The organism is Thermomicrobium sp. 4228-Ro, assembly GCF_026241205.1.
Classification (GTDB): Bacteria; Chloroflexota; Chloroflexia; order Thermomicrobiales; family Thermomicrobiaceae; genus Thermomicrobium.
Genome location: NZ_JAPFQM010000006.1, coordinates 769,154 through 783,054, shown reverse-complemented (window position 1 = coordinate 783,054; position 13,901 = coordinate 769,154). Strand labels below are relative to the sequence as shown.

The 13,901-nt window shown below is 64.3% G+C and carries 13 protein-coding genes; 4 read left to right on the top strand and 9 right to left on the bottom strand.

What is annotated here, in order from left to right; genetic code table 11:
* The first annotated feature begins 1 nt into the window (after position 1).
* Complete coding sequence (locus tag OO015_RS13040; protein WP_265942084.1) at positions 2-844, top strand: carbohydrate ABC transporter permease; 843 nt, start codon at positions 2-4, stop codon at positions 842-844.
* A 66-nt stretch (positions 845-910) separates the two neighbouring features.
* Entirely contained in the window at positions 911-2,359 is a 1,449-nt protein-coding gene (locus tag OO015_RS13035) for an ABC transporter substrate-binding protein (protein WP_265941855.1), read from the top strand.
* Here the strand turns inward: OO015_RS13035 and OO015_RS13030 are convergent.
* The 9 genes from OO015_RS13030 to OO015_RS12990 all read right to left on the bottom strand — a co-directional run bounded on the left by OO015_RS13030 (position 2,356) and on the right by OO015_RS12990 (position 11,062).
* Positions 2,356-2,742, bottom strand: a complete 387-nt coding sequence (locus tag OO015_RS13030) for a hypothetical protein (protein WP_265941853.1) — start codon at positions 2,740-2,742, stop codon at positions 2,356-2,358. The genes OO015_RS13035 and OO015_RS13030 overlap by 4 nt on opposite strands.
* Positions 2,743-2,867: 125 nt before the next feature.
* Positions 2,868-3,203 carry a hypothetical protein gene (locus OO015_RS13025; protein ID WP_265941851.1) on the bottom strand — a complete coding sequence of 112 codons (336 nt, stop codon included), beginning with the start codon at positions 3,201-3,203 and terminating at the stop codon, positions 2,868-2,870.
* Positions 3,204-3,321: 118 nt separating this feature from the next.
* Positions 3,322-4,308: a U32 family peptidase gene (locus OO015_RS13020; protein WP_265941849.1), complete on the bottom strand. Its 987-nt coding sequence runs from the start codon at positions 4,306-4,308 to the stop codon at positions 3,322-3,324.
* A gap of 18 nt (positions 4,309-4,326) precedes the next feature.
* Positions 4,327-5,394 carry an ABC transporter permease gene (locus OO015_RS13015; RefSeq protein WP_265941847.1) on the bottom strand — a complete coding sequence of 356 codons (1,068 nt, stop codon included), beginning with the start codon at positions 5,392-5,394 and terminating at the stop codon, positions 4,327-4,329.
* A 4-nt stretch (positions 5,395-5,398) separates the two neighbouring features.
* Positions 5,399-6,235, bottom strand: a complete 837-nt coding sequence (locus OO015_RS13010) for an MBL fold metallo-hydrolase (protein WP_265941845.1) — start codon at positions 6,233-6,235, stop codon at positions 5,399-5,401.
* Positions 6,236-6,244: 9 nt separating this feature from the next.
* Positions 6,245-7,399: a mandelate racemase/muconate lactonizing enzyme family protein gene (locus OO015_RS13005; protein ID WP_265941843.1), complete on the bottom strand. Its 1,155-nt coding sequence runs from the start codon at positions 7,397-7,399 to the stop codon at positions 6,245-6,247.
* Positions 7,400-7,435: 36 nt separating this feature from the next.
* Positions 7,436-8,938, bottom strand: coding sequence for a sugar ABC transporter ATP-binding protein (locus OO015_RS13000; RefSeq protein WP_265941841.1), 1,503 nt, complete (start codon positions 8,936-8,938; stop codon positions 7,436-7,438).
* A gap of 55 nt (positions 8,939-8,993) precedes the next feature.
* Complete coding sequence (locus OO015_RS12995; protein WP_265941839.1) at positions 8,994-10,115, bottom strand: sugar-binding protein; 1,122 nt, start codon at positions 10,113-10,115, stop codon at positions 8,994-8,996.
* A gap of 104 nt (positions 10,116-10,219) precedes the next feature.
* On the bottom strand, positions 10,220-11,062 hold the full coding sequence (locus OO015_RS12990; RefSeq protein ID WP_265941837.1) for an IclR family transcriptional regulator: 843 nt from the start codon (positions 11,060-11,062) through the stop codon (positions 10,220-10,222).
* Positions 11,063-11,697: 635 nt separating this feature from the next.
* On the opposite strand from OO015_RS12990, the gene OO015_RS12985 reads away from it, so the two are divergent.
* A complete protein-coding gene (locus OO015_RS12985; protein WP_265941835.1) occupies positions 11,698-13,083 on the top strand; it encodes a glutamine synthetase family protein in 1,386 nt (461 codons plus the stop codon).
* Positions 13,084-13,103: 20 nt separating this feature from the next.
* Complete coding sequence (locus OO015_RS12980; RefSeq protein ID WP_265941833.1) at positions 13,104-13,886, top strand: glucose 1-dehydrogenase; 783 nt, start codon at positions 13,104-13,106, stop codon at positions 13,884-13,886.
* Positions 13,887-13,901 lie beyond the last annotated feature (15 nt).

Here is a 13,901-nt window from a genome sequence, read left to right as displayed (position 1 = left end):
GATGACGGACACGCGCCGGCTCCTGTTACGCGTGCTACTGGTCGCTGTCCTGGCCATCTTCCTTACACAAGCGCTCTTCCCCTTTGTCTGGATGGCCATCACCGCCTTCAAACGCGACAGCGACCTCTACAATCCGACGAACAACCCGTTCCTCTTTAACGAACCACCGACGCTCGCGCACTTCCGTCTGCTTTTCAACGAAACGAAGTTCCCTCGCTGGGTGGTGAACACCGCCTGGGTTGGCCTGGCGACTGTCCTCATCACGCTGGCGCTTTCGCTACCGGCTGGCTATGCGCTGGCTCGCCTGCGCGGTCGATTTGGGCAGAATCTCGGCATCGCCGTCTTCCTGACCTATCTGATCCCGCCCACGCTCCTCTTCCTTCCGCTCTCACAGATCGTCAGCGGCATCGGACTCCAAGACAACACCTGGTCACTCGTCCTAACCTATCCGAGCCTGGCTGTCCCCTTCGTTTCCTGGCTCCTCATGGGCTTCTTCCGATCGCTCCCGCAGGAGCTCGAAGAAGCAGCGCTCGTCGACGGTGCCACGCGGTTCACCGCCTTCTGGCGGATCCTCCTGCCGCTCGCTGTGCCAGGCATCCTGACCGCGGTCATTTTCACCTTCACGCTGGCCGTGAACGAGTTCATCTACGCACTGACCTTCGTTTCCATCTCCGATCTCAAGACCGTGAGCGTCGGTGTCCCGACAGACCTGATCCGTGGCGACGTGTTCTTCTGGGGTGCAATCATGGCTTCGGCACTCGTGGTGAGCCTGCCGGTTGCCTTGCTCTATAACGCGTTCCTCGACCGGTTCGTCGAGGGCTTGACCGCCGGCGCCCTGCGCTGAGGGTGTACCGGGTGACTGGGTTCGGCTGAGGGTTCGGTGTTCGTGTGACGTGAGGAGGTCGGAGCGATGCGCCGCTTCACTCGTCGCCAGCTACTCACCGTTCTGAGCACTACCGCTGCGGCTGGGCTTCTCGCGAGCTGCGGGGGTGCTCAGCCGACCCCAACGCCTGCACCTTCTGGTGGGCAGGCAACACCGACCAGGGCCCCAGCCGCGAGCCCTACAGCAGCAGCTGCAGCGAGCCCGACTGCACGCGCGGCGTCACCCACGGTCGCGGCCACACCGACACGCTCGGGGCCAGTCACGCTCAAGATTCTCCAGTGGAGCCACTTCGTCCCCGATTATGACAAGTGGTTCGATCAGTGGGTGCAACAATGGGGCGCGAAGAACAACGTCCAGGTCGTCTCCGACCATATCAATTATGCCGACATCCCCGCTCGTGCCGCGGCTGAGGTGTCAGCCAAGAGTGGCCATGATCTCTTCGCCTTCGGTTTCCCGCCATCGCAGTACGAAACCGAAGTCGTGCCGCTGAACGACCTCATCGCGGACCTCAAGAAGCAGTACGGTGATTACTATCCGCTTCTCGAACGCTCCTGCTATAACCCGAAGACCGATGTTTGGTACAGCTTCATGGACTTCTGGGCTGCCGATCCTATCCTCTACCGCAAGGACCTCTTCGACCAGGTCGGAAAGACACCGGATACGTGGCAGGATATCCTGGAAGCCGGTCGCCAGCTCAAGCAGATGGGTAATCCCATTGGGATCGGCTTCTCGCCGGAGATCGACACCGGTATGGCGATGCGCACGATCATGTGGGGCTTCGGTACCTCGATCCAGGATGCGAACGGGAACATCGTGATCAACAAGCCGGAGACCATCGAGGCACTGCAATTCGCCAAGCAACTCTTCCAGGAGGCGGAGACCGAAGAAGTACTGGCTTGGGATGCAGCGTCTAATAACCGTTTGCTCGTTTCCGGTCGCGGCGCGCTCATTTTGAACGCCATCTCGGCTGCCCGGACTGCCGAAGCGACTTACCCCGATCTCGCTCCCAAGATCGCGATCGCCAAGACCGCCGCCGGCCCACGTGACCGAAAGGGCAGCGCTCACTGGTACAACTGCTTCGTGATCTGGAAGTTCTCGCCCAATGTCGACGTGGCGAAGCAGTTCCTCAAGGATCTCGTCGCTGCGTACACCGACGCGTTCAAGGCGTCGAAGTTCTACAATATTCCGTCCTTCCCGAAGGCTGTTCCCGACTGGCAGGAACAGGTCAAGAACGATCCCAAAGCGACGCCACCGGACAAGTACGCTGTCCTGGCGACTGCACCGGAGTGGACCGTCAATGTCGGTTGGCCCGGCTATATGAACGCCGCCGAGGCGGAAATCTTCGACCGCTGGATCATCAACGACATGTTCACCAAGGTCGCCACCGGCAAAGCTTCACCCCAGGATGCACTCGCCGAGGCCGAGCGGCAAATTCAGGATATCTTCAAGAAGTGGAAGGATCGTGGCTTGATCTAGCTGACTCCTCCGCCAGCCGAGCTTTCCACACTGCCGCCACCTCGACGAGGTGGCGGCATCGTCTCGTCCCGCACTGGTAGCCGCAGCGAGTGCTGTCCATGGCGCGGGATATCGGACAGGACGTCGACTGGGGTCGTCATGCTCACGTCCGCCATCCGTCGAGTCGCCATCCCGACTCCAGACGACAGCGAGTTCCCTAGCCAGAGTGGCGGCAGTTCGAAACCAGCGACCGTTTCCATCGCGGAAGATCGGTCAGTATCGTCGGTGCGCACGGAATCGTCCCAGCGGGCCCGCTCGCCGAGCGGAGCATAGTAGGCTTGCTTTCCCGACCTCTCCGACTCGTGGGTCAGCTGAGCCCAGTGCACAGGCTCGACACTCGGCATCACCGTGGCGAGGAACCCTTGCGAACGCTCGCTCGCTGTTCGCAGCGCTCCGAGCAACCGCGTCGTCTTTCCGCCGGTTCGGGTCGGTGACGATGGATCGCACAGAGAGGAGGCTCGAGGAACGGTCAGGCCGATTCCGCGCGAGCCAGTCGTTCTCGCTCGCGCAGCCAGCGCATGAAGCGGAGCCAGGCGAGCTCGCGTTCGTTGAAACGCGGCACGAGCAGCGCGCTCGACGGTGTATCGAGAACGCGCCGGCGCGGGAGCTGCAGGGCCACGCTCCAGGCGACGGAGTCGGTCCGCTCGCCGAGTCGCTGGCGCGGGACAAACGCTGTGGCACCTCCGTCGGCGAGGAGGACGATGCCGTCCTCCACTTCGGCCCAGCCGACTACCGGTACTCCCCAACGCCAGAGCGCGGCGATAAGTTCCGTCAAACCAGTGGTGCGCACAGCTCCTGGCTCCATCGGCCGCCTCCGCTACTCAGAGCGATTCGACAGCGACCGAGCCACAGAGCGTAGCACATTCGTCCCGGTCCGGTACGGACGAGCGTGCTGGGCAGGCTGGGCTGGAGCGGGCAACCGGTCAACTCCCCAACGACCCGAGCGCCCGATCGTCCAGTGGCGGTACTGGGGTGCTCGCAGTCACCACCGGGATCGCTAAGCCCGGTGCGCCAGGTGCCGAGCCGACTGCATCGGGATAGTAGCGCTGGAGCATCGCCAGACCGATCGCCGCCCGGCGCACCCGCTCCCGCCCCAACTTCACCGCCAGGTCCTCCAAATGCCCACCCGAAGGATAGATATTGGGCGCATTCCGGAGACCGAACTTGAGATAGACCGGAGCACAGACGCGGACGATCTCCGCGATCTCGTAGTGGCGAACGAATCCTCCGACGTCGTCGGGCACCTCGACGTAGATATCGAGCGGCACATCGACCGCGGCACGGATCGCTGCGAGCTGTGCCAGTGTCAGGTCGGTCGCCACGTTGTACGTATCGGCCCCCAGCTGGACGAGGAGTCTGACCGAAGCCGGATTCGCTGCACCCATGAGCACACTAACCTTGAACTGCATGTCGGGTGGCAACTCGCCGGCCCGCCGCATCTCGCTCGCCACCCACAGCGCCCCCTCGTCAGCCAAGAGCACACTGCGGATGCCGAGTTCGGCCGCCCGCCGCACGTCTTCCAGACAGTGCACCAGCTGCTCTTGCCCGCGGAGCTTGGCACTGACCAGCGCACCCGCACTGGACTTGGCCATTCCACCGATATCCCATGCCGCGCTCGGGCGTGCGAAGAGACTCACCTCGATCCCTTCAGCCGCGGCCAAGTACGCCATCTCCCGGACTTCTTCGTCCGTCAGCAACATGACGCCGCTACCCTGCGAGATCCGGTGAATCACGATACCGTAGCGCTTCGCTTCCTCGATGACCGCTGCGAGCACCCGCGGCCCCTCGGTACTCGGGATCTCGACCCGATACTGGGCACCGTCCGGGAACCGCTTGTGGCTGGTCGGCAGTTCGTGCAGGTCTCCACGTGGCAGACCGAGCCGCTCGAGAAAGGTGCGCGTGCGCTCCACTCCTCGCCTTCCCCTCGCTCAACCACGAGTCCGTCGCACCCGCATGCGCCGTCGCTTTTGCCAGATATCGAGCGCGACCGCCAGGATGATCACCGTGCCGGTCACCGCCTGCTGGGCGTACGTGCTCACGCCGAGCAAGACCATCCCGTTCTCGAGCACGCCCATGATCGCAGCCCCCAGCACCGCTCCGAGGACCGTTCCCTCGCCTCCCATGAGGCTCGTCCCACCGATGATCGAGGCAGCGATCACCGGCAGCTCGAAGCCGAGTCCAGCCGATGGCTGAGCCGAAACCAACCGCGCGACCAGGATGAGACCAGCCAATGCAGCCAGCGTCGAGCACAACACGTAGACCAGGAGCTTCACCCGCTCGACCGGAATGCCAGCCAGGCGCGCTGCTTCCGGATTGCCGCCGACCGCGTAGATGTAGCGGCCGTAGGTAGTGAAACCGAGGAAAATCGTTCCGAGGATCGTCAGAACCACCATCACGATCACCGGTACCGGGACGATCCACACGTATCCCTGCCCCAACCAGATGAACACTTGGTAGTCATAGGGCACAGTCACCGGATACCCCTTGGTCAGCACGTAGACCAGCCCCCGGCCGATGCTGAGTGTCCCCAAGGTGGCGATGAAGGGCGGCAGCCCGACCCGAGTGATGAGGAGGCCATTGACGAGCCCGACGATCGCACCCACACCGAGGCCAGCCATTACCGCGACCGGCAGTGGCGCACCTCGCTCGAGCAGCATGCCCGTCGAAAGCCCAGCCAAGGCTAAGACCGATCCCACCGAGAGATCGATCCCACCGGTCAGGATCACCATCGTCTGACCGATCGCCACGATCGCAGTCAGCGAGAAGGCTCGCGCCACCCCGAACAGGTTCCCGGTCGTCAGGAACGCATCGGTCGTCAGGGAGAGAAACAGTCCGAGGAGAAGGAGCGCGACGAGAATATTGAACTCACGCAGTCCGGTGATCCGCTGGAGGATGCGACGGGCGGTGCTGACCGCTCCTGCCGGCATCACGACACCAGATTCCTGCTGCCGTACCTCGGCCATCGTCGTCTCGTGCTGCGGCGACCGCGCATCCATCGTTTCACCGTCCTCTTCTTCGCGCCGGACGGACCACAGCCGGGAGCCCGACCGGTAGGACGAGCACACTCACCGCCAACCGCCACTGGTGGACGAGACGTACCAGGTCTCCCGGATCAGCCAGGTTCGCCGCGAACATGTCGTAGTGCAGCGGCACCAGAAGTTCCGCACCGATCGCCGCCGCCAGCTGCGCGGCCTCGCGGGCCTCGAGATTGCCGACGATGTCGAGGCGCTCCCGATACCAGTCGCGCCCATTGATCGGCAGGAGCGCGACATCCGGCTGGAGCGCGCGCACAGCTTCGGCCAATCCTTCGTACGGAATCGTGTCGCCGGCATGGTAGGCCCGCACACCAGCCAGCTCCACGACGTAACCGAGGAAGCGCGGCACCCCGTCCACTTCACCGAAGGTGTAGGCATCGGTCACATGCAGGCCATGCTTCGCGGCGATCGGCCAGATCGTCGCGTCAGCTTGTTGGTACGACCGACCAGGTCGCGTACCCGACACCCGTTCGGCCGGCACTCCGGCGGCGACCAGCTGGTCGACGATCGGTTCCGGGCACACGAAGGTCGCCTGCGGCGCGACGCGCGCGATAGCCTCGCAGGTCGGTCCGTCCAGATGATCCCAGTGCTCGTGCGTGACCAACACCAGGTCGACATCGGCGAGCGTCTCCGGCGCCACCGGCGGCGGTACCAGGCGCTCGGGATGCGGCGAGAGAAACGGGTCGATCAACACGATGCGACCGCCTCCGGCCAGCGCGACGCTCGCCTGCCCGAGCCGCACGAGGGCCACCGCGTCGTCGAGGTTCGCCAGCTCGCGAAGTGTTACCACGAACTCGCTCATCACCGCACCTCACGCGCGCTCCACCTGCCGACGGTGCCAGTCCTCGGCGAAAAGGTTGAAGAAGATCCGCCGCCGCGGGTACTGCTCGAGCACGGTATGGTCCAGCTGGACACCGAGGCCGGATCCGCTCGGCAGCGGGAAATACCCGTCGACCACCTCGGGAAGACCCGGCGCCGCAGCCTTCACGAATTCCTCAGCGAAATCATTGAAGTGCTCCTGAATCTTGAAATTGGTCGTACAAGCAGCCAGATGCAGGTTCGCGGCTGTCCCTACCGGACCACAGACATTGTGCGGCGCGACCAAAATGTAGTAGGCGTCGGCCCAGGCCGCCAGCTTCTTCGTCTCGAGCAGTCCACCGAGGTGCGTGATGTCCGGCTGGATGACATCGGCAGCCTGCAGCTCGAAGAGTTCGCGGAAGTCGTAGCGGGTATGGATCCGCTCGCCGGTCGCGACCGGAATCGTGACCTGCTCGGCCACCTTCTTGAGCGCAGCCAGATTGTGCGGCGGCACCGGTTCCTCGATCCAGCCAGGCCGATACGGCTCGAGCAAGCGGGCCATCTCGATCGCGGTCGCTGGATTGAACCGCCCGTGCATCTCGATCAGGATCTCGACGTCCGGTCCCACCGCCTCGCGCACCGCCTCCACGAGCGCAACCGCCCGCCGCTTTTCGTCAAGCTCAAGTTCGTAGTACCCAGCCCCGAAGGGATCCAACTTGAGTGCCCGGTAGCCACGCGCCACGGCACGTCGCGCTGCCTCGGCGAATTCTTCCGGCGTCCGCTCGACCGTGTACCAGCCATTCGCATAGGCCTTGATGCGGTCCCGCACCGCTCCACCGAGTAGCTGATAAACTGGCAGACCGAGCGCCTTGCCCATGATGTCCCAACAGGCGATCTCGATCGCAGCGATACCGGACATCATGACGTAGTCCGGCCGCGCGTAGTCGTTCCGCATCATCCGGAAGACCAGATCTTCGATCCGGAAAGGATCGCTCCCCAGCACGTGATTCGGTACTGCTTCGGCCAGGTAGCCGAGCAAGGCGTCGGTGTGGTTGAGCATGCGCGCCTCACCGACCCCGGTGATCCCTTCGTCAGTGTGCACCTCGACGAAGGTCAAGTTGCGCCAGGCAGTGCCGAGCACGTAGGTTTTCACGTCGACGATCCGCACGCGTCTCCCCTTCCCAACTCCTGCTGCACTGGTCGCTCAGGCAGCCGTCACCTGTCCCGTCGCAGCCGCCAGCACGCGCTCCTCGGTCGCCTCCTCGCGTGGGAACTCGGCGACGATCCGTCCGCCGCTCATGACCAGCACGCGGTGGCTCATGCTCAGGACTTCCGGCAATTCCGAGGAAATGAGCAAGATCCCCATGCCAGCCTCGGCGAGCTCGGCAATCAACGCATGAACCTCAGCCTTCGCTCCCACGTCGATGCCACGCGTCGGCTCGTCGAGAATGAGCACTCGGGGGTTGGTCGCCAGCGCGCGAGCCAAGACGACCTTTTGCTGGTTCCCGCCGCTCAGGTTCAGGACACGCTGCTCGATCGACGGCGTGCGGATACGCAGTCGCTCCACGAAGGAGCGCGCAAGTTCATACTCCCGTTGCCGCGACGGGAAGCCGAAGCGTGCCAGGCGCCGCAGCACCGGCAGCGCGATGTTCTCCCGCACCGAGAGGATCAAAACCAGACCTTGCAGCTTGCGGTCCTCCGGAACCAGCACGATCCCGTGCCGGACCGCATCCTCTGGGCAACGAATCGCCACGCGCTGCCCATCGATGCGGATCTCCCCACTGTCGATCGGATCGACACCGAAGAGACAGCGGGCGAGTTCAGTCCGCCCCGCACCGACCAGACCAGCCAGACCGACGATCTCCCCAGCACGGACGGTCAGGCTGACGTCGTCGAGGACACCGGCCCGCACCAGATTCCGCACCTCGAGCCGGGGCTCCCCCGGCGACGAGCGGACCGTGCGGTAATACGCCGAAAGGTCGCGCCCCACCATCATCCGGATCAGCCCCTCGCGCGTCGCTTCGGCGATCGGGAGCGTGCCGACGACCCGGCCATCTCGCAGCACGGTGACCCGGTCAGCCAGTGTGAAGACTTCCTCGAGCCGGTGCGAGATGTAGATGATCGCAACTCCCTGAGCTCGCAAGCCGCGCAAGATCTCGAACAAGCGCTCCGTCTCCTGGAGCGAGAGCGAGCTGGTCGGCTCGTCGAGGATCAAGACACGCACGTCTTGGGAGAGGGCACGCGCGATCTCCACGAGCTGCTTCTGGGCCACGCTCAGTTCCCGCACCTGGCGCTGCGGATCGAGCGGGGCGCCGACACGCTCCAACACGCGCGCCGCCTCATGCCAGACGCGCGGCCAGTCCACCGTGCCGGGGATACCACCATGTGGCAACCGTCCGAGGAAGAGATTTTCGCCGACCGAGAGTGCATCGATGACGCTCAGTTCCTGATAGATGATGCCGATACCGTGGGCCAATGCCTGCCGTGGATCGGCGAAGCGCACCGGGCGGCCCGCCAGCCAGATTTCCCCGTCGTCAGGCTGGAGTGCGCCGGACAGGATCTTCATCAAGGTCGATTTCCCCGCGCCGTTCTCACCGACGACAGCGAGCACTTCACCGGGATACACCTCGAGTGACACCCGGTCGAGGGCCACGACACCTGGGAAACGCTTGCTGATCTCCCTCGCCTCCAGAACGGGAACCTTCATGGCGAACTCCCCGGTGGCGCGGGGCCGGGTCACGCGGTGCCCGACCCCGCTCGATTCACTTGGTGTAGTTATTGAGATTCTCTTTGGTCACGACCGTCACACCCGTGTCGATGTTCTGGAAGGGCGGCTTGGCCTTTCCGGTCAAAATGTCGTATGCCCACTGCACCGTGAGAATCCCCATCTGTACCGGCCGCTGCACCATCGTCGCCGCGATGATCCCCTCCTCGATCGCCCGCTTGGTCTCCTCCAGATCGTCGAAGGCCACGATGACGAGCTTACCGATACGGTCTTGGAACTCCGGTGACTTGAGCACTTGGGCGAGCGTCGGGCCGCCTGTCGCGCTGACGCAGGCGATGCCGTTGAGATCGGGGTGCGCCCGCAACATGGCCTCGCTGACCGAGAGCCCCTTCTGCAGATCATCGTCGGTCGCCTGCACGTCAACGACCTGGATGTTCGGACCGACCCCTTCCTTGAACCCCTCGATACGCTGGTTCAGGTTCAAGGCGCCGAGACCACCAGTGATGATCCCGACCTTACCCTGGCCGTTGAGGAGTTTGGCCATCGTCTCGCCCATCGTCTTGCCAGCCGCCTTGTTGTCGGTCCCGATGTACATCACGCGCTGGCTGTTCGGCGAGTCGGCATCGAAGGTCATCATGAGAATGCCCTGCTTCATGCCCTCGGCGATGACCGGCTCGACCGACTTCGGCTCGTTCGGAGAGATCGAGATCGCGTTGACCTTCTTCCGGATCAAATCTTCGATCATCGCGACCTGCTGGGCTGGATCAGCTTGCTGCGGTGCGACCCACTGGAACTCGACTCCCAACTCCTTCGCCTTCTGCTCACCGCCCTTGCGCACGTCTTCGAAGAAGGGGTGCACGAGCTTGGGCACCATCGCGATCGTGATCTTGGTGCCCGGGGCAACGGTCGGCACCGGCAGTGCTGCTGCGGCCGTGGTCGTCGCAGCGGGCGCCGTCGCTCCAGCTGCCGCGGTGGGCGTGCTCGCCGCTCGGGTCGGCGACGCCGCCGCTGGAGTCGGCGAAGCGGCCGGCGCAGCGGGCGCAGGCGTCGGCGTCGCCCCACCACCACAGGCAGTGAGGAGCGCCGACGCCACCCCACCAACCAGGATCGAACGAACGACCGTCCGGCGCGTCAACCGGTGATGCATCAACCCATCCATGTGCCCATCTCCTCCCGTTCAGATCACAAAGCCGGCCACGAGATCACCCGATCGCTCGACAAATACCCGTGCAGCGATGTACCGCTCGTCGTCACCTCCTTCGCTCAGCGCCCGGTTACCTCGCTACGCTCGAGATGCCAGGGTGGAAGCTCCGGCTCACGGGGATCCGAGTGCGACAGGCGGTAACCGAGACGCTCCGAGAGTTCGCGAGCACCATCCCGCACCAGACGCGAGAGTTCGAGGAAGCGCTCCGGTGTATCGCGCACGACCGGGAAGGAAATGCTCATCGCGGCGACCATCCGACCGCGATGGTCGAGGATCGGAGCAGCGACACAGCGCACGTCCGGGTTGGACTCGCAGTTGTCCCAGGCGAGACCACGTGCCCGGATCCGAGCGAGCTCGGCCCGCAGCGCTTCGACCGTGCGGATACTGTTGGACGTCATGCCAGGAAGCTCGTCGACCCTAGCGAACCGTTCGGCGAATTCCTCCTCGCTCAACCCTGAGAGCAGCATCTTCCCGACTGCCGTGCAGTGGGCCGGGAGCCGCCGACCGATGGCTGATACGAGGCGGAGCGCGTTGGTGCTATCCACCTTGGCAATGTAGAACGCCTCCCGTCCTTCGAGGACCGCGATGTGCACCGTCTCGTCGCACTGCGCCGCGATCCGGCGCGCCACGATCTGTCCTTCGCGCGCCAGATCGAGACCTGTCGCATACGCATTCCCCAACTCGAAGACGCGCGCATCCAGTGTGAAGCGGTGGGGATTCTCCTCGAGTGGTCGGAGATAACGGCGCGCGACCAGCGTGGCGACCAGCTCGTGCGCCGTGCTGCGCGGGAGACCCAGCGCACGGGCGATTTCCGGAACGGACAACGAGTCCGGTTGCGGCGACTGCAAGAACAGTTCGAGGATATCGAGGGCACGCTCGACTGCTGGTACGCGCCGTGGCATCTCCTGTGTCCGATATTTCAGACATCATTCGATCTATCGAGCATCGGCTGTGCACAGTGTAGTCGTTCTTCAATCCCCTGTCAATACCGCCCGAGCGCTCCTCCAGGAAGCGACGCGATCCGCATCGACGCGCCACGAGGACACCTATCCCGTACGACCAGTGCGCTGGTGCACCGGCGGGTAGGATCCATCCCTCCTGGGCCACGGTGCAGCCGAGCGGTTCGCGTGGGGAGAACGACATCGGCTACCGGATGAGGACCGTCCGGATCACTGGGAGAGCGGCAGCGTGGACTGGTCGGCACGGTCGCTTCCACGCGGTATGCCTCTTGACAGCCTTTCCTCGACTCGCTACTGTGTATCCTGGCATTGTCAGTGCCGAGTCGAACCGGTTACGGCACGTCGTCCGTCGTCCGGTTTCTTGTTGTATGCGGGCGACCGACGCGCCGTCGGTCCTACCACTCTTGTGCCGTGATGAGCAGATAACCCGAGGAGGCAGCGGTGGGCCCCGGACCAATCCGGTTCACCAGACGGGTCTGTGTTCCCTGGCCGGTCGCGACCAGCCGGCCACCACCACGCGGCCACGCTGTCGTGACATCCGTTCGGCCGGTACCGGACTGTGAGGATCGAGGAGTGCGATGAGCGACCGACCGATGGGCTTGCTGAGTCTCGAAGATCTGGAACGCGCCGTTCAGAACGGAGAGATCGATACCGTCATCAATGCCCTCTGTGACATGCAAGGCCGTCTCATGGGGAAACGTGTCCGGGCCGACTTCTTCCTCGAGCATGTCCGCGCCCATGGCACCCACTTCTGCACGTACCTCCTGGGAACGGACATGGAGATGACCACGCCGGGCGGTTACCGGCTGATGAACTGGGAGACCGGCTACGGCGACTGGGTCGCCCGCCCGGATTTCTCCACACTCCGGCGCATCCCGTGGCTGGAAGGGACAGCGCTCGTCCTCGCCGATGCGGTCGACGAGGAAACCGGTGAGCTGATCCCGGTCGCCCCCCGGACGATCCTCCGCCGCCAGGTCGAGCGCGCGGCAGCCATGGGCTTCCGCGTCATGATGGCGAGCGAGCTGGAGTTCTACCTCCTCAAGGACTCCTATGACGAGGCGTACGAGAAGGGGTACCGCGGTCTACGCCCCTACGGTTGGTACAACGAGGACTATCACCTTTTCCAGGGGACGAAAGCGGAGCCGATCTACCGGCAGATCCGCAACCTGATGACGGCTGCCGGCATCCCCATCGAGTTCTCGAAGGGGGAGGCAGCGGCCGGTCAGCACGAGATCAACATCCACTACGCGGAGGCACTCGAATCGGCCGATCGTGCGGTGCTCTTCAAGCACGGCGTCAAGGAGATCGCCTACCTGGACGGTGTCTCGGTCACCTTCATGGCCAAGCCCCACCACACCTGGACGGGCTCGAGCTCGCACATTCACCTCAGCATCTGGGACAGCGCCGGCGAGCGCAATCTCTTCTTCGACCCGGACGGCCAACCCTACCACATGAGTCGTCTGATGCAGCACGCTCTGGCCGGCCTCATGGCACACGCGCGCGAGCTGTCGCTCCTGGTCGCGTCCAACGTCAATTCGTACAAGCGGTACGCGGTGGCGAGCTGGGCACCGGTCAATGTCGTCTGGGGTCGCGACAACCGGACCTGCGGTTTCCGCATCGTCGGGCACGGACAGTCGCTGCGGATCGAGAGCCGCATCCCGGGTGCCGACGCCAACCCCTACCTGGCCTACGCAGCGATGATCGCCGCTGCATTGGACGGGATCGAGCGCGAGTTCCCGCTGCCACCGGAGTACCGGGGCAATGCCTACGAGGCACGCGACGCCGTCCGCGTTCCACGTACGCTGGCGGAAGCGATGGAGGAATTCGCCCGGAGCGAGTTCGCTCGCCAGGCCTTCGGTGACCTCGTCGTCGACCACTACGTCAATATGGCTCGCGTCGAGCAAGAAGCGTTCGACGCCGTCGTCACCGACTGGGAACTGTACCGGTACTTCGAGCGGGGCTGAGCGGGGAGGGGAAAGGAACGATGGGCAATCGGCTCGCCGGGAAGGTGTGCGTCATCACCGGGGCAGGTTCCGGGATCGGCCGCGAGTCAGCACTGCTCTTCGCCCAGGAAGGAGCGAAGGTCGTCGTGGCCGACGTGAACGAGGCTGGTGGACAGGAGACAGTGCGGCTCATCCGCGAGGCCGGTGGAGCGGCGCTGTTCGTCCGGACCGACGTGACGAAGGCAGCCGAGGTCGAAGCGCTCGTGCGCACCGCCGAAGACACATACGGCAAGCTCGACGTGATGTTCAACAATGCGGGGATTTTTCCCGACGAGGACGGCTCGGTCGTCGACACCCCGGAGGAGGTGTGGGACCGCGTGATGGCGGTCAACTTGAAGGGGGTCTTCCTCGGCTGCAAATACGCCATCCCGGCCATGCTGCGTGCTGGTGGTGGCTCGATCATCAACACCGCGAGCTTCGTCGCCATCATGGGGGCAGCTGTCCCGCAAATCGCCTACACGGCGAGCAAAGGAGGCGTGCTCGCCATGACGCGGGAGATCGCGATCGAGTTCGCCCGGAAGAACATCCGGGCCAACGCCCTCTGCCCGGGGCCAGTCGACACGCCACTCCTGCGCTCTATTCTCTCCGATCCAGCCAAACGACAACGGCGGCTGGTCCATATCCCGATGGGACGGTTCGCGCAGGCGCGCGAAGTCGCCCAGGCAGCACTCTTCCTGGCATCCGATGAATCGTCCTACGTGACCGCAACAGCGTTTCTCGTCGATGGTGGCATCACGGCTGCGTACATTACGCCGGAAGACTGAGGCGAGCGAGGGGGA